This window comes from Streptomyces sp. NPDC051315 (assembly GCF_044455165.1).
Lineage (GTDB): Bacteria > Actinomycetota > Actinomycetes > Streptomycetales > Streptomycetaceae > Streptomyces.
In genome coordinates this window covers 13986-33328 of record NZ_JBITEN010000017.1, presented here as the reverse complement: position 1 = coordinate 33328, position 19343 = coordinate 13986, and the positions used below count along the sequence as shown (strand labels likewise).

The window sequence follows — 19343 nt, the reverse complement described above, 5'->3', positions numbered from 1 at the left end:
GAACGCGTCTCCCGCCTCCTCTTCCAAGCCCGCCCTGGTGGTCCGCCGTCGAGCGTTCGGGCTGCGGCTACGGGAGCTCCGTGCCAACGCCAATCGCACGCAGGCCAGCGTTGCCGCGGAAGCGTGGGTGGATCGAGCCTTCTACGGTCGGCGTCGGGGTCGTCGGCCGGGCGCCGGATCGGTCGGCCATGGTTTGGCCCCGGCCGGTCCGGCACCGTGCCGGCCGCTGTCACTGGTCAGGTCCGTCGCCGCTTCTTGTCGGAGCACGCCGTACCAGCCCTGACGCACCCTGGCACTCGGCCGACACCTGAACACCACCCCGTGCCCGGCGGCAGAAGCCGTACGGCGCACGCTCCGCCCAGCGCGCGGTTGGCGCTACCGGGGCAACTTCGCGGTGCGCTCAGAGCAGGTTTCCGGACTGTCAGAGCTCCAAAGGAACCCGCGCGTACTCCACTATGGCACCCTCGTTCTCGTCTCCGCAGGCACCCCTTGGACCGCACCGCCAGGAGGAACCCGTGTCATACCCGCAACTGCTCACCCCCGAGGAGAAGCTCGCCGACGCGAAGAAGCTGTTGAGCCTCCCGCATATCGTCGCGATCTGCGGCTCCACCCGCTTCATGACCGAGATGAACGAGGCCGATCTGCGGGAGACCAAAGCCGGAAGATCGTCGTCAAACCGGGCATTGACATGAAGTCGCCGCACGAACTTTGGTCCGATCCTGTCGAGGCCGAGGCGCTGAAGGCTCGACTCGACGGTCTGCACCGGGCGAAGATCCGACTCGCTGATGAGGCGCTCGTGGTCGGCGACTACATCGGAGACAGCACCCGAGCCGAAATCGCCTACGCCCGGTCGCTGGGCAAGCCCGTGCGGTTCACGCACCCCGAAGTCGACCCTGACGCCTGACCGCCCGCTGCCACCTCGACCACCAGGGCCTGCAGCCCGCCGCCTGACCGTCTCGCGGTGGCTTCGGCCACCGCCCACCCCACACCCTCCGCAGGCACCCCTTGGAATTGATCATCTAGCTTCCGGGCCGAATAGCGCAGGGTTGGAACACCGACTCTTCCCCAGTCCGATGGGCTCAACCGAGTGGACTCCACTCCGGTGCGCCGGATGACGAGGCACGCCACGCGGTGCGCACCGGGATGTCCGCCACCGCATCCGGCGGCGCACCACCCGACGACGCCCGGCACTCGCGCGCGCCCGGTGCGCCGCACCCGATGTCCCGCACCGCACCGGTGCGCCCACCGCCGACCGCCCCCTTGACCAGGTGCGGTCGGTGGCGTGCGCTACCCCCTTGACCAGGTCCGCCACCGAGGACGTTTCCCCTTGACACAGCCCCTTTCGGCTGGCGATCAGGTCGTGGTCAAGGGGGTGTGTGATAGAGGAGCCCGCCCGGCCGTGGCGCGCGCCCGGTGCGGTGCGGCGCTGCCGATGGAGCGCACCACGATGGGCGGTGGGGCGTGCGGCGGTGGCGCGCATGAGTGCGCCTACACGACGGTCAGGCGCACCGGGTGCGAGCCGGACGGTGTGAGGTGGGCGTCGAGGGCCTGGCCCACTCCGACGGCCTCCAGCTGGCGCAGAGTGTCGGCGACGTCCTCGTGGTCCTCGGTGAGGAACTGTGCGGCGAAGTCGATGACGGAGCGGGCGATGCCTTCCGCCGTGTCCGGTCCGGCCTGTGCCCAGGTCCGCAGCGAGGTCACGAAGACGCGTCCGAGGGCCTCCAGGGCGAAGGTGTCCGCGCACGGCTTGCCCGCCTCCGGGCCGGGCAGCGCGGTGACGGGGACGACGATCCGTTCGACGACGTCGACGAGCAGCTCGGGCATCCGCGGCTCGCCGTTGGCGAACTCGCCGGCGGCTTCGACGTCGTCGGCCTGGGCGGCCCGGAGGTAGCTGAACGCGCTGATGGCAGCTTCCGGGGTCATCGGGGCGAGCGGCATGTTGGTGGTGGGCATGATGGCTCCTCACGTACGGGGCGCCGAGCCGATCGCGGCGGCCGCATAAAGCGATCTTCAGAGCAGATGCCTGTGGATAGAGTCCGCGCACCGACGGTGAGCGGACTCGCCTGGCCGGCGCTGTGACGTTGCGCAGCAGTTGGCCACTTTTGCCACCGGCTCGTCAGCCTCGTAGGAGTGACGACACTTCAGATCTGTGATGCACGTCACGTGATCGCTGGCCAGATTTTTTGTCGCAACTGAGCTCGACCAGGACCGAGAGGAGAACCTGTACTCAGTTCCGCGAGGAGACTTCATGGCCAACGACGCGACGTCGATTTTCTACACGTCAGCTGCCGAAGAGCTCGGGCTACAGGCGACCGACCCAGTAACTCTCCATAGTCACGTCATGGCCCAGGCCGCGCAGTTCATGCGGGAGTGGGGGTGTCACCATGGCGAATCGCCCAACGTGCAGTTGGAGTACCTGGTGCACGCCGACTGGCGGACCGGGAGAAGCGGCTTCTTTGCTGTTCACTCCGACGGCACCGTGGCTGCACGCCCCATGGGGCCCGCTCTTTGGTCGATAACTGATGAAAACAGCCAGGTACGCAGGCTTCCACTGACCAGTTCGGATCCGATGAGTCCCCTACTGAGCACGGGACTCCTTAGCGTTGGAATGAACGTCCCTGACGTGGTGCAGGCGCTGGATGCGCGGAGGGCGGCCCTGGCGAATGACACAGCACGCCTGGATTCATTCGTCTCCGACGTGCTCGGGTTGTGGCGGGGAGGACGATGGCGCGAGGCGGCGTCGACCGCGCTGCTGGGTGAGTGGGTTTCCCCCTTGCAGGACGAGGGCGTGCTTGGGCCCGCCGCTCTAGACCACCTCAAGACCGAGGTGAGGGAGATCCACCGGCATCTGACTCCTGTCTGGCGACGCCGTGTGAACCGAACCCGGGTGCTCATGCTCGACATGCCGTTGGGCGAGGACATGACGCTGTACGACCTGGTTGCGGGAAGGGAGCCCGAGGGCGGTCGCGTCGCTGGGGAGGAGCCGGAAGATGTCCGGGCAGCAGCGCTGCTCCGGAATCTACGGCCGGACGAACGCATGGTGGTCCTGGCCTGGGCTCACCCTGAAGTTGCCACTTGGGAGGACGCCGCATGGCATGCGGGCGCCCGCGACGCCAAAATCGTCGCTAGAAGTGTGCGGCGGAAGGTCAGGCGCCTTCTCGCCGAGCAGCATCGGCGCCGCGAGCAGAGTGGTGGGCAGTGGCTGGCGCACTCAGAAGGAGACCGCGCGTGACTCTCACCGCACTCGTCATCCTCTTCCTGTTCGCCCTCATCGTGCTCTTGGTCGGCGGTGGTGTCCTGGCGCTGCTGATGTCGCACCCTGCCTTGTCCGCTCCACTGGTCGGCGCTTTTGCGGCGATGACGCTCATCGTCACCATCCTCGCCGTGCTGGTGGCAGCGGCACGGTCCTGATCGCGATTGCCACTGGTCTCCCGACCAGTGGCTCACCAACCATCGTGCAAACTCGCCCGATAGGAGTTAGTAGGGCCCCCTGACCAGGGAGACGGGGGGCCAGTCCGCCATGTGTCGCGCAACGTCACAGGCGCCTGCCTTGCCCCTTGTCCAGTTCCGCTACCTGCGACATTCCGCGCATTCCGGTGGGGAGAAATCTTTGTCCCGGGACACTGCGCGACGGTCGGAAGAAAAGCCGCTGCCGTCCGGGGCGTGCCGCTGGGAGACTGCGGGGATGACCACGCAGCGGCTGCCGTTCCCGGTCCCGGTCGAACGCGCCCACCTCTTCGTCGACAGCTAAGCCGACATGCACGACCTCGTTGAGGACCTGGTCGTGCCCGCCGGTGTTCCCGAGGCCGCAGCGACCGTCCTGCGGACGGCCCGCGAGCTGCTGCGCCAGTCGTACTACTGCTACGAATTCTCCACCGTGGCGGTCATGCACTCCCTGATCGCGGTGGAGATCGTGCTGCGCGACCGCATCCCGGAGGCGGGCAAGAAGCCACTGCACGGTCTCATCAAGCAGGGTGCGGCCGATGGGATTCTGACGGCCAGGCAGGCGGAGTACCTCGACTATGGCCGGCAGATCCGCAAGGGGATGGCGCACGGCCAGACCACGCACGCGGTGATGCCACTGGCCATGGCGGTGCCGATGGTGACGACCTTGTTCGCGATCGTCTTCGAGCTCTGCGCGGCTGTCCTCTGACACCGAACCTTGACCGATTGCCACTCAAGTTTGACCGGGCGGGTTCAGGCGGGTTGCCCGGCTCCCACGGAGTGGCAGCAGCGGAGCGGGCCGCTCTGGTGTGAGGTTGCGGCCCGCTGTCGGAGTCTGCGACTCAGGGGTTGTGGCTGACTGTCGTGGGCAGCTGGAGCAGCGATGCGCGGACCTGGTCGGGTGAGCCGATGATCGCGAAGTCGACGGGCTGCTGGAGCTGGTACATCGCACCCTGCGGGGGAAAGGGGGTGAGATGGTCCTGGAGCATGGTGGCCGTCTGGGGGTTGGACAGAACCCGCGGTCCGTCGGGGGTCGTCTCGATGGAAAGGGTCCAGTCGAGGAGGAAGGTGCTGCGGAAGGTCGGGGGCAGGTTGCTGCGGAGCTCGAGCGAGCTGAGCGGCGTGGTGTCGACGTCGGCCTGGGAGAGGGTGACCCTGCCGAGCTGGGGGTGGTCGGCGTTCATCTCGAAGCCGATGACCTTGAGCTTTCTCCCGCCAAGGCCACTGTCGAGGTCCGCCTCGACCCGGACTCTGATCCCGCCCTTCAGGTCCAGGTTGACGTCTCCTGCACTCTCGACCTTCAGCGGCACGTTGACCGCGTAACAGCTCATCGGGATTTCCAGACCGATCGGGGGCAGCAGCCCCGAGGCGTTCGACACGAGTTCTCCAGTGGATGTCGTCGGCCAGCCGCGTCATGAAGCGCGGCTGACTCGCCCTAGTTACCCAGAGCGCACGAATCAACACTATCCGTTCTCGTGCGCACGCACTGGCGCGCGGGCGTGACCGGCGCATCTTCCGTCGGCGCAGTGCCCAGGGTCCATCTCCAGCGTCAGAGGACAGCCGCCGCACCTGCTTGACGATCACGGCTCGGTAACGGCACTCAGTGGAGTGTCACACCGTCGACTTTCGCCACACCTCTACCAGGTGACGGGGGACTTCCATCCGGACCCCCGCGTCACCTGCGTGAGGAGCCTTGTCATGACGTACACCAGCAGCGCCCGGCAGCCCGAACCGGAGCCACGTCCGACCTGGACAAGGGGTGCTGAACGCCCGCCGGGCGGCCCGGAATCCAGTGCCGTGAACGGTGCCGCGAACGATTCCAACGTCGTGCCCATCACCGCAGCTCACACTGCCCGCCACGGGACGTTCCGGCACGCTGACACCTTTCCCCCTTCCCCTGAGACGTCAGCGAAGGGGAAGAAGTCCACTCCCACGGCCGGGAAGGTGCGGGCTGATGCGCTGCGGATGCTGGGGTGCGTGCGGATAGCCACGGTGCGGCAGATGGCTCAGGTGATCACGAAGGATGAGTCGGACGGCCGGTCGTACGTGCGCAGGGCGATGAAGAAGCTGGCGGGGCTCGGGCTGGCGGAGACGAACGGCAAGGCGGGCAAGCACCCGATCTGGAACCTGACCCCGGCGGGACAGAAGGCTCTGGCCGACGGCAACGAGCTGCCTCCCCGACCGAAGGCCGGCACTGGAGCGAAGGCGGTGAAGGCCGGGTTCGGTCCGCACGGCGTCGCGGTGACGGACATGATCCTGGCCTTCGGCGGCCGCAAGCACCTGACCGACTGGCAGGTGGAGGTCAACCACGCCATCAAGGAGACCGGCCTGAGCTTCAACACCGATGCAGTCCTGGCCCTGCCGACGAAGACCAGCGAGGTGCGCCTCTTCGAGCTCGACAACGGCACCATGTCCCAGGCCCGGCTCGCCAAGGAGGTCTGGGACTACGAGCGCTACGCCGGGCACCGCGTCTGGGAAGGCGCCCGCGGCACGATTGGCAACACGTTCCCGTTCTGGCAGCGCCACCGCTACACCCGCTCCCAGACCTTCCCGCGGCTGCACGTCGTCCTGGCGGGCAAGGAGGAACACCTGCTCGACAACCGCCTCCAGGCGCTCGCCGACGACGTGAAGGGCATCGCCGTCGCGGTCTGGGTGAACACCCTGCCCCGGCTCCAGCGCGGCGAGCCCTGGTACGAGATCGGCGTCGACGACCCGGACCGGCGCCGCCGACGCTACCCCGAACCCGCTGGCCGCTGACGGCGCGCGACGCCGGGCACGCCCCCGCCACGAAGGGGGCTGCCCGACGCCCGGCCCGGTGGGCGGAGCGGGCACCGAAGACCCGGCTACGCCATGGCGGCGGCCACGGTCTCAAGAACGGCGCGCTGCTGCGGGTCGACGGGAACGTCGGCCTGGCGCAGCGAGCGAAGCGTGGTGCCTTCGGCGCACAGCCTGCACAGCCCGATCACCGGCATCGGACCGGCCCCGATCAGGGTGTGCGGGGAAGAGCTCTCGTAGACGGGCCGGTAGCAGCCGGGGCACAGTCGGCAGTCCTCGAGTTCGTCCGCCGGCTGCGCGTCCGGACCGAGCAGCGGCACGATCCGCAGGAGTCCCTCCCCGGCTTCGGCCCACAGCCCCATAGGCCGTTCCGCGCTCCGCTCGAAGACGACGTCGCCGTCCGCGCCGTCGCTCGTGCGGACCCGGGCCAGCGTACCGACGCCGTCCTCGGGGGTGGTTGGGCATGAACGCCAGGACGGTCCTGTGTCCAGGCCCCTCGGACATGACCTGACCGTGCCCTCGCCCGGAAGCCAGGGCCGCGCCCAGCTCGTTCAACCCCTGGCCGTCGTCATCGTTGCGCACACGCAGCGCCCACGAGGCCGGAGCGCCGTCGATCTCCGCAGGGGAGGAGGTGATCAGGATGCCGTTGCCGGACTGGCGAACGTCCAGGTGCTGCATTCCCTCGGTGGCGTGGAACGCCGTGCCGAACCACTCCGTGGCCGGCCGGTCGCTCTCGCCCCGTGGGCGGCGCGGCTTGTGCTGCTTGTGACGTCCCATGATGTGCCTCGCAGACGTGGCCCGTGCGCGGGCCGATTGGTCCGCTGAACCCACAATCGGCAGCCCACCAGCCCCGGTACGCCACGGGCCTGTCATTCACCCGCCCAGCCCATCTGGCTGTCGGGTCCCCGCTGTGGAAGCGGTCGTTGTCAGCTGGCCACGACGTCGCGTAGTTCCCGTACAGCGCGCTCGCGGTGGTGCTGGGCGGGGATCGCTTCGTACAGGTCCAGTGCGCGGCGGTGGACCAGGCCGGTGCGGTAGTCGCCGGGCAGTCCGGTGAGGGCGTCGACCGTACGACGGCACGCCTGCTCGGTGCCGCCGTCGTGATGGGAGCAGGCGGCGGCGTCGATGGTCAGCAGGGTGCGGGTCATGGTGCTGGTCGGCGCGGACAGTTCCAGGGCGCGCTGCTGACTCTCGTTTGCGCGGCGGGTGTCTGCGAGCGTGGTGAAGGCGTGGCTGAGGTGGACGTGGTGTTTCTGCTCGCCGTACGTCAGCCAGGTGTCCGACCGCTCGCCCTCGGGGAGCCGTTCCATGAGGGCGTCGGCGTCGGCGAGCGCCTGGCGGGCCTGCTCGCTCTGGTGGTTGAGGGCGTAGGCGCGGGCGGCGACCGCGGCCGCCAGCGTCGCCGCAGCGGTCGGCCGGGTGCCGGTGATGCGGCGGGCCTGTTCGGCGAGGCTGGCCGCTGCCCTCGGAGCGCCGTAGTTGAGCGGCACCATCGCCTCTCGGGCGAGGACCCAGGCGTGCAGCTGCTGGTCGCCGGATTCGGCGGCGGCCCGGGCGGCGGTGGCGAACCACGCGCGGGACTCCTTCCGGCTGCCCAGGTCGTGTAAGACGATCGCGGTCATCCCGGGCCATCTGCCCGGCCGTCCGGCACAACCTGGCCCGGACCGGTGCGGGCTGCGGGATGGTGAGCAGCGGGCGCAGACCGGCGAAGTCCGAGACCAGATCGGCCAGGACACGGGTGGGGGCTTGGCCGTGGTAGCCGTACCCGTAGCTCTCGGCTGCGGCCTCGAGGTCGGCCAGGTCCTGGGGCGTGTCGGGGCAGAGGGTCTGGTCGACGTCGGTCCGGGCGGCGGTGAGGGCGGCGAGTGCCGGGGCGGTGAGGCCGGCGGCGAGCGCGCCACGCAGCATGTTGCGGCGCTTCATCGGGTCATCTCCATGGTCGGACTCCGTGCCGAGGGCGGCGGTGTCCTCCCAGGGTTGCGCAGCGAGCCCCAGGAGGGCACCGGGAATGCGCAGACCGCCGGAGATTCGCTCGACAGTTGCCAGCGCGGTGACAGCTGCGGTGCCCCGGGCGATCTGGCTGACTCGCTCGGACTTGAGCGCGCACGCCTCCGCGATCCGGTTGTAGGAGATCCCCTCGTCGTGCGCCATGGCGAACACCGTGGTGAAGTCGCGCTCGCGCAGGGCCCTCACGAACGTGGGGTCGGCCAGCAGACGGTGCGGCATCTGGGCGGGTGACAGCGGTAGGTCGTCCACAAGTCCCCCTAAAAGTTCGTGGAATGACGCTGCGTCAGCCTGACGCCGAGCACATCACCGACCATGCACTGTAATCAGTTCGACAGCAGCAAAAAGCCCAGGTCACAAGCTATGTGACCCGGGCATTGCCGAGCCGCCTTGGCTGTGAGCGGGCGTGCATGTCTCTCTGCATACGGCAGATTTGCTCGCCGCGTTGCGTCGTGGCCAGGCGCGTGAGGTGCTGCAACTCGTCGGTGATGGCGTGGCCGGGGGCGGCGGCGCACAGCCTGCCTCGGGCCGCGGCGATGGCGGCCTCATGCGTCAGCGCACTCCAGGAGCGCGGCTTCCCGAATCCCGCCCGGTCCGCGAAGTACCCGCCGATCATCTTGGAGATGTCGGGACGAGGCGTGAGGTGAAGGGCAGTGGTGTGTCCGTCAGCTGGGCGCTCGGGGTCTTCAGGAGCAGGTTCACGTGCGCGTACCCTCCGCGGCTCCGGACGGCGCGTCGTGCCTCCCGCCGTGCGTGTCGTCGCCATGGGTGGGGCAGGTCGGTGGTTCACGGTTTCTGGCCGGGTGGCCGGTCGGCGTAGTCCTCGACCAGGTCGGCGATGAGCGAGAGAAGGGCGTCGGCCCGGTGGCGGTCCTCGGGCTGGGTCCGCAGGGCCTGGTCCAGTGCCCGGAGCCGGTCCAGGGCGGCCGGGGCCCGGTCCCTGACCTCGTCGAGCAGCTCCGTGGTGACCAGGTCCAGGCATTCGGTGAGCAGGAGACGGGTGGCGGGGGCGGGGGGAGCCGGGTCGGGGGCGGCGAAGCCGGTGGTCAGGTACTGCGCGGGGTCGGTGAGGCTCCAGCCGACGACGGTGCCGTGCTGGACGAGGAGCGCCACGTCGGGGGCGATGCCGATGCGGGCCTCCAGCGGCTCGTCGAGGACGTCGAGATCGCGCAGGCAGGTCAGCACGGTGTCCCCGGGGGCGCGGCAGAGCTCACTGGTCACCTCCAGGCGGAAGTCCTGGGCCTCGTCCGCGCGAAGGCCGCCCGGGTGGACGAGGGGGGCGGCGGGAACGCGTGCGGAGTCCGCGGCATCGGCGGCCTCACCCGCGATCTGGAACTCGGCGCCGACCAGTTGCCGGCTCGCCCGATCGAACCGGAGCTCGTCAGGCGTGTCCCACAGCCACGGCTGACTGCCGAAGGTGTCCAGAAGGAACCGCCCGCGTTCCTCGACGTTTGCGTACGTCGCGATGCGCACACGGAAGTCCCGAAAATCGAAACGCGGGGTGATGTGCAGCGGATCGCCCGTCACCGTCGCGGTCCATTTGTCGTCGATGGTGATTCTCATGGTGAACGCCACCTCTATCTGACCTGCACTGCGGGAGCCATGTAGCCGCTCTTGGCGGGAATCCTGCCCTCCACCACGTCCGCGTGCGTAATCGGTGCACCGGGATCGGTGGGCAAGCCGCCCAGTGCCTCGGCCCCGGAAGGACCCTTGATACCGGACGAACCGTATGCCGTGATGACGTTGCCCGCCCCCTGACGGTCGGCCCGGACCACCACGATGTCCTCCCCCTGACGGCAAATCAGGTTTCCGCTGTCCGCCGTCGAGTGGTACACCGCGTCCGGTTTCTTGAGGATCTCCGTGACCATTTCCTCGGTGAAACCGTGGTAGTTGCCGGCCTTCTTAGACGTCGTTTCAGTTGGTAAGTCGGCGGTAGGCGATCAGGGCTGCGGCTATGCCGACGAAGGCCAGGAAGTGCTCGGCCTTTCGCTCCTAACGGCGGTGCGGCCTTCGGCATCCGGCCAGCCAGGAGACCGTTCTTTCGACGACCCAGCGTTGGCGGCCCAGCCGGGTGGAGGACTCGATGCCCTTGCGGGCGATGCGGTGGCGGATGCGACGCTCGCGAAGCCATTTCCGCAGGTGGTCGTAGTCGTATCCCTTGTCGGCATGGGGCTTGGCCGGACGTCGGCGGCGCGGTCCGCGGCGGGAGCGGATGGGCGGGATCCCGCGCACGAGCGGTTCCAGAGCCTGGCTGTCGTGCAGGTTGGCGCCGGAGACGCCCAGCGACAGCGGCAGCCCGTTCCGGTCGGTGATGAGGTGGATTTTCGATCCCGGCTTGCCACGGTCGGTCGGATTCGGTCCGGTCAGGGGCCCCCTTTTGCCGCCCGGACGCTGACGGAGTCGATCGCGCACCGCGACCAGTCCAGCTCGCCCCGGGTGCCGAGCTCGTCCAGGATCAGGCGGTGCAGCCGGGCCCACACCCGGTCCTGGCTCCACTGGGCGAAGCGCCGGTAGACGGTGGGCCAGGCCGGCCCGAACACCGGCGGCAGCTGCCGCCAGGTGCAGCCCGACGTGGCCACGAAGATGATCGCGGCCAGGCATTCGCGGTCCCCGGCCCGCCGCCGCCCGCCGCCTTGCGGACGTATGACCTCGGTCGGCGGGACCACCCGCCGAAACAACACCCACAACTCGTCCGGTACCAACCGCTCGATCAGACCCGTCATGCACGGCTCAACGAGCGATCACGCCATCAGAAACGGCGTCTAAGGGTTCAGAAGGAGTAGGGCCCGAACCGGCCCCACATGATGACCGCGGCGACGATGAGCAGGATCGCGTTGAACCCGATGGCCTGCGGCTCCTTGCGGCGGGCGTGGAGGCCCATGGCCAGGACCATGATCACAGCCAGGCCGGTGGCGGCGAGGGGGGTGAGCACGGTGGCGATGTCGAAAGCACCCGGCAGGATCAACCCGAGGGCGCCGGCGAGTTCGGCGACGCCGATCAGACGTACCACGGGTGTTGAGACGTCACTGACCCACGGCAGCTGGGACATGAGCTTTTCGCGGGGCTGGGTGGACTTGGTGACGCCGGCGGTTCCGAACAGTGCGGCGAGGATGCCCTGCAGAATCCACAGGAACACGTTCATCGGAGCGGAAACCTTCTTCTTCGGTCCCGCCGCGGCGGGGATCGCCGCGGCGGACGTGGATTGAGCGGATCACGATTCAACGGGGGAGAGCTGGGAGGCGTCAGACGGTGAAGACGCGCTCGGCTTCGTCGCGCTGGGTGTGCAGGTCCCAGTAGAGAGGGGCGATCTCCTCGGCCTCGGCGGTCGGGATTTCGGGAGGGCCGCCCGCGCCGATCCACACGCCGATGGCGACGTGCGCAGCCTGGATACCGGTGCCCAGCTCCTTGTGCAGGTTGAGCACCCAGTTGCGCAGCGCCGCCTGAGCGGGGTTGACGTTGCCGAGCATCGGGATGGGGTCGACCGAGCCGGCGCCGTTGGTGAAGAGCAGGGTGCCCGCGCCGGCCTCACACATCGCGGGCAGGACGGCCTGGGTGGCGGTGATGGCGCTGTAGAGCAGGAAATCGATCCATCCCTGCACATCGGACGGGCTGGTCTGGGACGGGGAGGTGAGGGTCATGGAGCTTATGGAGCCGTTGCCCGGAGAGGGGGAGTGCTCCAGGACATCGATGCCGCCGAAGCGGGTGGCGGCGTCCTTGAGGGCCTGGGTCAGCGCGTCGTGGTCGAGCACGTCCGCCGGGAACGCGGCGGCGGTGATGCCCTCGGCGGCGAGCCGGCCGACGAGGTCGTCGAGCTTGGCGCGGTTGCGGGCGATGAGAGCGACGTCGTAGCCGCGCGAGCCGAAGGTGCGGGCGATGGCGAGGCCCATGCCGGGACCGGCTCCGACGATGGCGATGCTGGGCACGGTGAAGTCCTTTCGTGGGGGAAGCGTCTGAGATACGGACTGGTCAGGCGACGGTGATCGCGATCTCGCCGACGGTGCCGGCGTCGAACGCGGCAAATGCCTCGGGGGCACGCTCAAGGTCGAACTCTGAGTTCACCGACACCTTGAGGGCGCCGGAGGCTACCTGCCCGGCGAGGGTGGACAGGGTGCCGGCGGTCGGGTTGGACCGGATCACGGCGGTGTGCAGCTTGCGGTCCTCCGAGGCCTCGGACCTGCAGGTATCCGGCCGCCGTGGCCAGATCGAACCCGTTCACCGAGGACGCGACCACCTTCACCAGCACCTCACCGGCCGCCCGGGCGGGGCACCTCCACGTCGGTCACCTCTGGGCTGCCGGGTACCTGCGCCAATGTCACAGCGCGCACTGATCATCAACTCCATGGCATCGGTATCGCTCGATTCAGAAAGGGGCATCCGATTCACGATTCGGAAAGGCCTGTCCGGTTCCGTGCCGCCCACGATAACACTGAAACTGGATAGGGCGTTCCGATTCGATAGACTGAGTGTCATGAACCTTGGCGCCCGACCCAGCAATGACCCTGCCGCACAACCTCTGCGCAGCGATGCCGAGCGCAACCGTGCGCGGATCGTCGGCGCTGCGCGCACGGTGTTCAGGCGTGACGGCCTGCATGCCTCCATGGCTTCCGTGGCCCGCGAGGCGGGGGTGGGCATCGCCACCCTGTTCCGCCGGTTCCCGACAAAGGAGGAACTGGTCGCCGCGGTCTTCGCCGACCGTATGGACGCATACGTCGACGCGGTCGGCGTCGCCCTCGACGACCCCGATCCCTGGCGCGGTCTCGCGGGGTTCATCGAAACCGCCTGCGCGATGCAGGCCGCCGATTACGGCTTCGCCGACGTGCTGACCATGACCTTCCCCAAAGCCAAGGCTCTGGAGGAGCGCCGAGACCAGGCGTACGAGGGCGTCGTCCAGCTCATCGGCCGCGCCAAGGCCGCAGGACGTCTGCGTGAGGACTTCAGCCCCGAGGACCTGGTGCTGCTGCACATGGCCACTGCCGGCGTCGTCAACGCCACCGGCGACGCCGCTCCCGACGCCTGGAAACGCGTCGTCGCCCTGTTGCTCCAGTCCTTCGAGGCCCCCGCCCGCGGCCCCCTGCCCGACTCGCCCGAGCCCCGCGCCTTTTACAAAGCCATGCTCCGTGCCGGACAGGCGTGCTCTGCCTCGCCGGAACCCGGGAGGAAGGACTGAAAGGTCGTGCGCCCGGATGCGCATCAGCGGCACGGTCCGGTGGCCGGCACCGTCGGTCCGAGGCGCCCAGGCCGACAGCTAAGACATCTATCAAGCTCACGGGATGACTGGCCGCGCAGGTACGACTGATCTTCCGGCAGGGTGATGACGCTGCCCGCCGGCCTCGCGCTGCTCGGTTACTGCTTGAGCTGAGACAGCAGCTGTCTTGCTCTGTTGTCAGGGCCTCTCGCTGGGGTACCGCAGCATAGCCTGCACCGCAGCAGTGATGATCCAGAACGTCTCCATCAGACGGAGCCTAAGACCGTGTCCTATGTGATACGGACGCTGACCCGCAGGTCCTTGGCGATCAACGAGCTCGCCTCGCCCTGGGCGAACCTCTCGGCCGCCTTCAGCCGTAACTCCTCGCGGTGCTGCCGTTCGGCGGTCAGCCCGCCCCCTTGTGAATACCGCATGCTCCGGTGATACCGCAGGGGCGAGGCTTCGTCAGCCCTTAGACTTCACGAGTTCAAGCTCAGTAACCGCTGCGGGCCCGCGCAGTCTTGAGGCGCTGGACGGGCAGGTTGTGGATGGTCCTATCGCAGCCCAGGGTCTAGTTGGGGATCTGTCTCGCGGACACTCCCGCCGCATCCGGCGTGTGCCGGGCGGGGCTGACCTAGGCAGCAGGCTTCGTGGTGGTCGACGGCCCGGCGACGCCGAGTCTGACACCGACGCGCACCGTGACGGCCACCCGTGCGGACGCGCTGGCGCCGGCCGTCAGCGGGCATCCGTGGGCGGGGCGCAGGTTCACCGCAGGGTGGGGCAGCCGCGGCGTCCTGGACGTCGCGCTCATCGATCCGCAGCTGGTGGTGGAGGTCGCCGTGGACGTCGCCCACGACGCTGCCGGCCGCTGGCGTCACCTCGTACGCGCCCACCGGGCGCGCCCGACCTGGCCCCGGACGTCGTGTGCTGAAGAAGTTGAATGCCCGAAATTGGGGACCTTGGGGCTGCCGGGAGCGCCCTTCTGCATGGCTTTGGCAAGCCCTCGGCTGCGACTTTGTTCGGAGTCTGCCCCAAGGGGCCACCCGTGTCCCGGCCAGCACCCCACACCCTCTCGCAGCCCGTCGTGAAGTGGGCCCTGACCTGGTGTTTTCCGACTGGTCTCCTACGCTGGAAGCGCTGCGAGACGTCATCGAGAGGGGACTTCATGAGTGAGGAAGCTATCAAGTACGACGCCACATGCATCCAGGTGTTGGACGGGAGGGAAGCTGTCCACAGGCGGCCTGGGATGTATATCGGGTCGACCGGTGAACGCGGCCTGGGTCACATGGTGTTCGCGGTCACCGACTGGGCGGTGGCCGAGGTACTGGCTGGCCGTGCCGGCTCCGTAGGCGTCACCCTCATGCCTCGAGCAGTCGTCGGATGCCTTGAGCCAGGATGCTGTCGTTTCTCGTGAACATCGAACACGGCAGAGTTCGGGTGCCTCCCAGAGAGCTGAACAACCGCTGCCCCAACTCATGAACAAAACCAGGCAGGGTGATGACGCTGCCCGCCGGCCTCGCGCTGCTCGGTTACTGCTTGAGCTGAGACAGCAGCTGTCTTGCTCTGATGTCAGGGCCTCTCGCTGGGGTACCGCAGCATAGCCTGCTCGGGAGCACGGGCCGTGACGATACGGCTGGATCGGCTCCCCTCGCTACGAGGAAAGGGGAGCAGGCATGGAGAACAACAGTCAGACCGACACGGCCCCACTGGTGGCGATGCTCATTGCGCGTGCCGCCGTGAACTGAGGCTGAGCCTGGAAACGCATGCACGCGGCGGTGGCCGCGGAACTCGGGATCACCGGGGAGACGCTGCGCACGTGGGCCCGCAAGGACAACACCGGTCAACATGGATGCTCAGGGTCGAGAAGGTGTCATCACAGTTCGGGGGGGAAGAGTTGCTCCGCCGCCACCGCGGCGAGGGACTCCTCGTCGGTCAGCCGCTCGCCAAGGTTGTGGGTCTTGCTGCAGGGCCGGCGAGAGCAAACGCGACCACCATCACCTTCCAGCCCGACGCCGACATCTTCACCACGACGGAGCTCTCCTACGATGTACTGGAGCGCTACTTTCGGGAACTCGCCTTTCCCAACCGGGGACTGGACATCGCGCTGACCGACGAGCGCACACCGGGTCGGCTGCGGTCGCAACGCTTCCGGTTCCCGGGCGGGGTAAGGGACTTCGTTACCTTCCTCGACGAGGAAGCGGCGGCGGGGGCAGGGATGCCGGGGACGTCCATCGAGCAGGACGACGTCATCGGCTTCGAGCGGGCGGATGCGCGGATGGCGGGGACGGTCGACGTGGCCCTGCGGTGGTACGGCTCCCAGGAGGAACGACTGCGTAGCTTCGCCAATAGCTGGCCCACCCCAGAGGGCGGCACGCATGAGGCGGGGTTTCGCGGAGGGCTGGCGGCCGCAGTCAACGCCTATGCCCGCAAGCGGGGGCTGCTGACAGAGGAGGACCCTGATCTGTCCACCGACCGTATCGGTGAAGGCCTGACGGCGGTCGTGTCGGTGAAGCTGGAGCGTCTCGAGTTTCAAGGAGCCACGCGCGGCAGGCTGGGCGGCACCGTGGTGCACTACTGCGTCACAGCGGCCGTCCGAGAACACCTTGGCACATGGCTTGAGGAACAGCCGGAGAGGGCCCGCGCCGTGATCGGCCGCATCCTCTCCTGAAACCGGCGACTCCGGTTGACAGCAAGTGACTCCGGTAGGGTCTGTTGCGAAAGTGGATCTTGTTCGTTGATGATCACCTCCTGTGGGACGTGGGGATCTGACGAACAGCCAGTGGGCCCGGCTGGAGCCTCTGCTGCCGACGGGCATCAAGCCGGGTCGGCCGCAGGTGTGGACGCGGCGGCAGCTGATAGACGGCATACGGTGGCGGACCCGGACCGGTGCTCCCTGGCGGGACGTGCCCGAACGTTATGGGCCGTGGGACCGGGTCTATGACCTGTTCCGGCGCTGGCAGCGGGACGGCACCTGGGCAAGGATCCTCACCCAGCTCCAGGCCGAGGCGGACGCGAAGGGCCTGATCACCTGGGAGGTCAACGTCGACTCCACCGTCTGCCGGGCTCATCAGCACGCCGCGGGAGCGGCGAAAAAGGGGACCTCCAGAAGGAACCGCCCGGCGGGATCTTCGTCGAGCCGGCGGACCACGGCCTCGGACGCTCCCGCGGTGGGCTGACCAGCAAAATCCACCTTGCAGTCGAACAGGGGCAGAAGCCCTTGTCCGTCGTGATCACGGCCGGGCAGCGGGGCGACTCCCCGCAGTTCGAAGCGGTTTTGGAAGCCATCCGGGTTCCGAGGCTGGGGCTCGGCAGGCCGCGCAAGCGCCCGGACTGTGTGCGGGCCGACAAGGCGTACGACTCCCGCGGCAATCGCTCCTACCTGCGCAGACGCGGGATCAAAGCCACCATTCCAGTTCCGGCGGACCGAGTCCGCAACCGCCTCAAGCGTGGATCGCGTGGCGGGCGGCCGCCGAAGTTCGACAAGGACGACTACAAGCAACGGCACGCGGTCGAGTGCGGGATCAACCGGCTCAAGCGCCACCGGGCCGTTGCCACTCGGTACGACAAACTCGCCGTCCGCTACGAAGCGACAGTGCTGGTCGCAGCCATCAACGAGTGGTTGTGACCAGCACTTTCACAACAGGCCCTAGCGCACGAGGCACCGTTGCGCGACCCCCGGGTGGCACGGCCGTGTCACTCACCCGGCCGTGTCGCGCCAGTAAGCGCCTGCGCTCCGCGGCCGGGCATCAGCCACCCTCTGCAGTTCCTGCCTGCCCGGCGAACTGTTGCCGCACTCCCGGCGCCGGCACTGGGAGCGGAAACATGAGCGTGGGGGCAGAGGTAGGCGCCAAGTGGCGGCCAAGTGCTCCAGCACGCAGCCGCGCCGCCGTCCGTTCCGACACCGTCTTCGGCGGCCGTCGGCCCTGCAGCTCCCTTCACCCATGTGCGATCTGCACCCTCTGGTCCTGTTCGAGGAGAGAGCGCGCCGCGTCCATGTAGTGGATGGGGGAGCCAGCGCTGATACCGATGATGGCGGCCGGGTGAAGCGGGTCGGGCCCGCGGCTGAGCATCAGGCCTGGGGGTTGAGCATGGCTGCCGCGGTGGCCAGGTCGGTCTCGGCGCCGGTGGTCAGCGCGTAGAGGGCGTACCCGATCGGGGAAGCGTTCCACAGGTGTTTGGTCTGGGCTGCCAGGCCGGGGTGGACGTGCCCGCCCGCCTGCTCGTACGCGGTGAGTGTGGCCTGGAGCATCTCCTCGCCCGCGGCGCCGTACTGGGCGGTCAGGTCACGGGCGGGGTCGTCCACGCGGGCGGTGGTCCAGTCCAGGACCCCGGTGACCGTGCCCTTCTCGTCGAACAGTACGTGCGCGGGGTAGATCTCGCCGTGGGTCATCACGGTCTGCTCAGGCCAGCAGGTGTCGTCCTCGAGCCAGTCCTGCCAGGCCTCGGTCAGGGCGGGGAGGACGGTGAAGGCCTCGCTCACACGGGCGATGTCGTCTTGCCACGCCTGACGCACCTGGGTCGGGGTGCGGACCTCGACGCCCGCGGCTTCGGCCTGCTCCGGGGTGATGGAGTGCAGACGGGCCAGCAGGCGCCCCAGGCGCTCGGCGTAGTCCGGGCTGGCAGGGTCCATGTGCCAGTCAGGCTCCCCGGCGTCGGTCAGGGTCAGGCCCGGGGAGCCGGGCAGGGCCGGGTAGCCGATCAGCTCGGGGGAGCGGATCTGCCAGTCGGGGACCGCGACACCGTCCTCGGCCAGGACGGGAGCGACCAGGTCAAGGACGCGCGTCTCGGCGGCCATGCCCTCGGAGACGTCGGCGCGGCGCGGTATGCGCAGCACCCACCTCTGGCCGGTCGCGTCGGAGGCCATGACGACGCGGTAGTCCAGACCCGCTTCGTTCACGGTGGCGCCCTGCGCGGACAGGCGCGGGCCGTGGGCAGCGGCCAGGGCGATGACGTCATCGATCATGCTCATAAGGGTCACGCTCTCACCTGCGCCCGCACCACCTCCAGCTCTTTTCCCCTCACCAGCCATGTCAGCGCCGCGGCTGTCCACTGCTGCGGCGGCCGACCGGATCGCGGCGGCCATCTCGTGCGGCGGGCTGGCGATCCGGCTCGGCGTGAACGGGACGCGGCCGTGGAAGGCATGGCCACGGCCGTCGATCTGCTGCCGCTGCTCGCCCGGCGCGGTCTGCACCGCGCACAGCGCGAACGGCTGCTCGCCGACTGCACCGGTCTGGCGCAGGAAGCCGCCACCGGGTGCGCGGCCGGCCCGGCCCGATTCTGGGCACCCGGACGCGATCGCCAGCATCGACCACGAGAAGCGGCTGTGAAGCCGGGGCTACCCGCCGACTGGCCGGAGGGTTTGCTGCCGGTGGCGTTCCTGTTTGCCGACACCCCCAAAACCAGGATCGATAACACCGTGAAGGTCCCCAAGGAAGCCGGCCGCCGCAACAGTACGAGACCTACTACCACCATGCGATCACGGCCAGGTACTACAGCCAGGCTGTGCCGGTCGTCTTCATCACCCTGGAACAGCTCCAGGAGCGCGGCGCGGACACGGCGGCATGGCGGGGCCCGGAGCACACGGAGGAACAGATACCGACCGCCGCGCCCGACCACCCCGACGGCGACGCTCTCTACCGCCGCAAGGCCGCCCGCGCCGAAGCGGAAGAAGAACGGCGCCGAGCCGCTGAGCGGGAGGCGCGGCGGCTGGTGTACAAGCGGTGCGAGCAGAAGTGCACTGGCCAGCACTGGGAAGAGACCACCGCGTGCGGTGGCGCCTGGACGGCCGGGGAGGCGGGCCGTGTGCGGCAACTGTCGCGCCGACGACATCGCCTGCAAGGAAGCTGCCGCCGAAGCCGCTCGATTCCAGGCCGCCACGCCACTGGAATAGCAGCACGACCACGGTCAGGAGCCGTGCAAGCTTCGAAGTCTGTTT

General features: G+C 68.7%; 19 protein-coding genes and 2 pseudogenes. 9 read left to right on the top strand and 12 right to left on the bottom strand.

Annotation, left to right across the window (positions count from 1 at the left end; translation table 11 throughout):
- Nucleotides 1-515 precede the first annotated feature (515 nt).
- A pseudogene (locus ACIBBD_RS28635) lies at nt 516-904 on the top strand (hypothetical protein).
- A gap of 584 nt (nt 905-1488) precedes the next feature.
- Here the strand turns inward: ACIBBD_RS28635 and ACIBBD_RS28630 are convergent.
- Nucleotides 1489-1953 (bottom strand): hypothetical protein, encoded by a 465-nt coding sequence (locus tag ACIBBD_RS28630; RefSeq protein ID WP_399422459.1) that lies wholly within the window; start codon nt 1951-1953, stop codon nt 1489-1491.
- Between the two features lie 295 nt (nt 1954-2248).
- On the opposite strand from ACIBBD_RS28630, the gene ACIBBD_RS28625 reads away from it, so the two are divergent.
- The 3 genes from ACIBBD_RS28625 (at nt 2249) to ACIBBD_RS28615 (ending at nt 4153) form a co-directional block, all read left to right on the top strand.
- Nucleotides 2249-3232 carry a hypothetical protein gene (locus tag ACIBBD_RS28625; protein WP_399422458.1) on the top strand — a complete coding sequence of 328 codons (984 nt, stop codon included), beginning with the start codon at nt 2249-2251 and terminating at the stop codon, nt 3230-3232.
- Nucleotides 3229-3411: a hypothetical protein gene (locus ACIBBD_RS28620; protein WP_399422457.1), complete on the top strand. Its 183-nt coding sequence runs from the start codon at nt 3229-3231 to the stop codon at nt 3409-3411. Before ACIBBD_RS28625 ends, ACIBBD_RS28620 begins: the two co-directional genes overlap by 4 nt.
- A gap of 346 nt (nt 3412-3757) precedes the next feature.
- Nucleotides 3758-4153 (top strand): hypothetical protein, encoded by a 396-nt coding sequence (locus tag ACIBBD_RS28615; protein ID WP_399422456.1) that lies wholly within the window; start codon nt 3758-3760, stop codon nt 4151-4153.
- 133 nt (nt 4154-4286) lie between these two features.
- Here ACIBBD_RS28615 and ACIBBD_RS28610 read toward each other — a convergent pair whose 3' ends face one another.
- Nucleotides 4287-4823, bottom strand: a complete 537-nt coding sequence (locus tag ACIBBD_RS28610; protein WP_399422455.1) for a hypothetical protein — start codon at nt 4821-4823, stop codon at nt 4287-4289.
- 319 nt (nt 4824-5142) lie between these two features.
- On the opposite strand from ACIBBD_RS28610, the gene ACIBBD_RS28605 reads away from it, so the two are divergent.
- Nucleotides 5143-6201 carry a replication-relaxation family protein gene (locus tag ACIBBD_RS28605; RefSeq protein WP_399422454.1) on the top strand — a complete coding sequence of 353 codons (1059 nt, stop codon included), beginning with the start codon at nt 5143-5145 and terminating at the stop codon, nt 6199-6201.
- An 86-nt stretch (nt 6202-6287) separates the two neighbouring features.
- Here the strand turns inward: ACIBBD_RS28605 and ACIBBD_RS28600 are convergent, their stop codons facing one another.
- The 8 genes and pseudogenes from ACIBBD_RS28600 to ACIBBD_RS28565 all read right to left on the bottom strand — a co-directional run bounded on the left by ACIBBD_RS28600 (nt 6288) and on the right by ACIBBD_RS28565 (nt 12426).
- A complete protein-coding gene (locus ACIBBD_RS28600) occupies nt 6288-6581 on the bottom strand; it encodes a hypothetical protein (RefSeq protein WP_399422453.1) in 294 nt (97 codons plus the stop codon).
- 564 nt (nt 6582-7145) lie between these two features.
- Nucleotides 7146-7841 (bottom strand): hypothetical protein, encoded by a 696-nt coding sequence (locus ACIBBD_RS28595; RefSeq protein WP_399422452.1) that lies wholly within the window; start codon nt 7839-7841, stop codon nt 7146-7148.
- 1168 nt (nt 7842-9009) lie between these two features.
- Nucleotides 9010-9786 (bottom strand): hypothetical protein, encoded by a 777-nt coding sequence (locus ACIBBD_RS28590; RefSeq protein ID WP_399422451.1) that lies wholly within the window; start codon nt 9784-9786, stop codon nt 9010-9012.
- 14 nt (nt 9787-9800) lie between these two features.
- On the bottom strand, nt 9801-10091 hold the full coding sequence (locus ACIBBD_RS28585) for a hypothetical protein (RefSeq protein ID WP_399422450.1): 291 nt from the start codon (nt 10089-10091) through the stop codon (nt 9801-9803).
- Between the two features lie 46 nt (nt 10092-10137).
- Nucleotides 10138-10946: pseudogene (locus tag ACIBBD_RS28580) on the bottom strand (IS5 family transposase).
- A 47-nt stretch (nt 10947-10993) separates the two neighbouring features.
- Nucleotides 10994-11365, bottom strand: coding sequence for a DoxX family protein (locus tag ACIBBD_RS28575; RefSeq protein ID WP_399422449.1), 372 nt, complete (start codon nt 11363-11365; stop codon nt 10994-10996).
- Between the two features lie 100 nt (nt 11366-11465).
- A complete protein-coding gene (locus tag ACIBBD_RS28570) occupies nt 11466-12146 on the bottom strand; it encodes an SDR family NAD(P)-dependent oxidoreductase (protein ID WP_399422448.1) in 681 nt (226 codons plus the stop codon).
- Nucleotides 12147-12189: 43 nt separating this feature from the next.
- Nucleotides 12190-12426, bottom strand: a complete 237-nt coding sequence (locus ACIBBD_RS28565; RefSeq protein WP_399422585.1) for a zinc-binding dehydrogenase — start codon at nt 12424-12426, stop codon at nt 12190-12192.
- Between ACIBBD_RS28565 and ACIBBD_RS28560 the strand changes: the two genes are divergently transcribed.
- A complete protein-coding gene (locus ACIBBD_RS28560; protein WP_399422447.1) occupies nt 12417-12551 on the top strand; it encodes a hypothetical protein in 135 nt (44 codons plus the stop codon). The two genes, ACIBBD_RS28565 and ACIBBD_RS28560, sit on opposite strands and share 10 nt — an antisense overlap.
- 140 nt (nt 12552-12691) lie before the next feature.
- On the top strand, nt 12692-13390 hold the full coding sequence (locus ACIBBD_RS28555; protein WP_399422584.1) for a TetR/AcrR family transcriptional regulator: 699 nt from the start codon (nt 12692-12694) through the stop codon (nt 13388-13390).
- Nucleotides 13391-13698: 308 nt separating this feature from the next.
- Here ACIBBD_RS28555 and ACIBBD_RS28550 read toward each other — a convergent pair whose 3' ends face one another.
- The gene (locus tag ACIBBD_RS28550; protein ID WP_399422446.1) at nt 13699-13842 is read right to left on the bottom strand and encodes a hypothetical protein; all 144 of its coding nucleotides are present in this window, start codon (nt 13840-13842) and stop codon (nt 13699-13701) included.
- Nucleotides 13843-15257: 1415 nt separating this feature from the next.
- On the opposite strand from ACIBBD_RS28550, the gene ACIBBD_RS28545 reads away from it, so the two are divergent.
- A complete protein-coding gene (locus tag ACIBBD_RS28545; protein ID WP_399422445.1) occupies nt 15258-16076 on the top strand; it encodes a hypothetical protein in 819 nt (272 codons plus the stop codon).
- An 82-nt stretch (nt 16077-16158) separates the two neighbouring features.
- A protein-coding gene (locus ACIBBD_RS28540; protein WP_399422444.1) for an IS5 family transposase occupies nt 16159-17033 on the top strand; the annotation gives its coding sequence in 2 pieces (ribosomal slippage) (nt 16159-16549 and nt 16549-17033; 876 coding nt in all).
- A gap of 444 nt (nt 17034-17477) precedes the next feature.
- Here the strand turns inward: ACIBBD_RS28540 and ACIBBD_RS28535 are convergent.
- Entirely contained in the window at nt 17478-18377 is a 900-nt protein-coding gene (locus ACIBBD_RS28535) for a macrolide 2'-phosphotransferase (protein WP_399422443.1), read from the bottom strand.
- Between the last annotated feature and the right edge of the window lie 966 nt (nt 18378-19343).

Excerpts from the sequence above, each read along its gene's own strand:
- ACIBBD_RS28605 (WP_399422454.1), top strand. The coding sequence starts at position 5,143 with ATGACGTACACCAGCAGCGCCCGGCAGCCCGAACCGGAGCCACGTCCG.
- ACIBBD_RS28535 (WP_399422443.1), bottom strand. The coding sequence starts at position 18,377 with ATGAGCATGATCGATGACGTCATCGCCCTGGCCGCTGCCCACGGCCCG.
- ACIBBD_RS28600 (WP_399422453.1), bottom strand. The coding sequence starts at position 6,581 with ATGGGGCTGTGGGCCGAAGCCGGGGAGGGACTCCTGCGGATCGTGCCG.
- ACIBBD_RS28585 (WP_399422450.1), bottom strand. The coding sequence starts at position 10,091 with ATGGTCACGGAGATCCTCAAGAAACCGGACGCGGTGTACCACTCGACG.
- ACIBBD_RS28590 (WP_399422451.1), bottom strand. The coding sequence starts at position 9,786 with ATGAGAATCACCATCGACGACAAATGGACCGCGACGGTGACGGGCGAT.
- ACIBBD_RS28555 (WP_399422584.1), top strand. The coding sequence starts at position 12,692 with ATGAACCTTGGCGCCCGACCCAGCAATGACCCTGCCGCACAACCTCTG.
- ACIBBD_RS28575 (WP_399422449.1), bottom strand. The coding sequence starts at position 11,365 with ATGAACGTGTTCCTGTGGATTCTGCAGGGCATCCTCGCCGCACTGTTC.
- ACIBBD_RS28550 (WP_399422446.1), bottom strand. The coding sequence starts at position 13,842 with ATGCGGTATTCACAAGGGGGCGGGCTGACCGCCGAACGGCAGCACCGC.
- ACIBBD_RS28545 (WP_399422445.1), top strand. The coding sequence starts at position 15,258 with ATGCTCAGGGTCGAGAAGGTGTCATCACAGTTCGGGGGGGAAGAGTTG.
- ACIBBD_RS28625 (WP_399422458.1), top strand. The coding sequence starts at position 2,249 with ATGGCCAACGACGCGACGTCGATTTTCTACACGTCAGCTGCCGAAGAG.
- ACIBBD_RS28595 (WP_399422452.1), bottom strand. The coding sequence starts at position 7,841 with ATGACCGCGATCGTCTTACACGACCTGGGCAGCCGGAAGGAGTCCCGC.
- ACIBBD_RS28615 (WP_399422456.1), top strand. The coding sequence starts at position 3,758 with ATGCACGACCTCGTTGAGGACCTGGTCGTGCCCGCCGGTGTTCCCGAG.
- ACIBBD_RS28630 (WP_399422459.1), bottom strand. The coding sequence starts at position 1,953 with ATGCCCACCACCAACATGCCGCTCGCCCCGATGACCCCGGAAGCTGCC.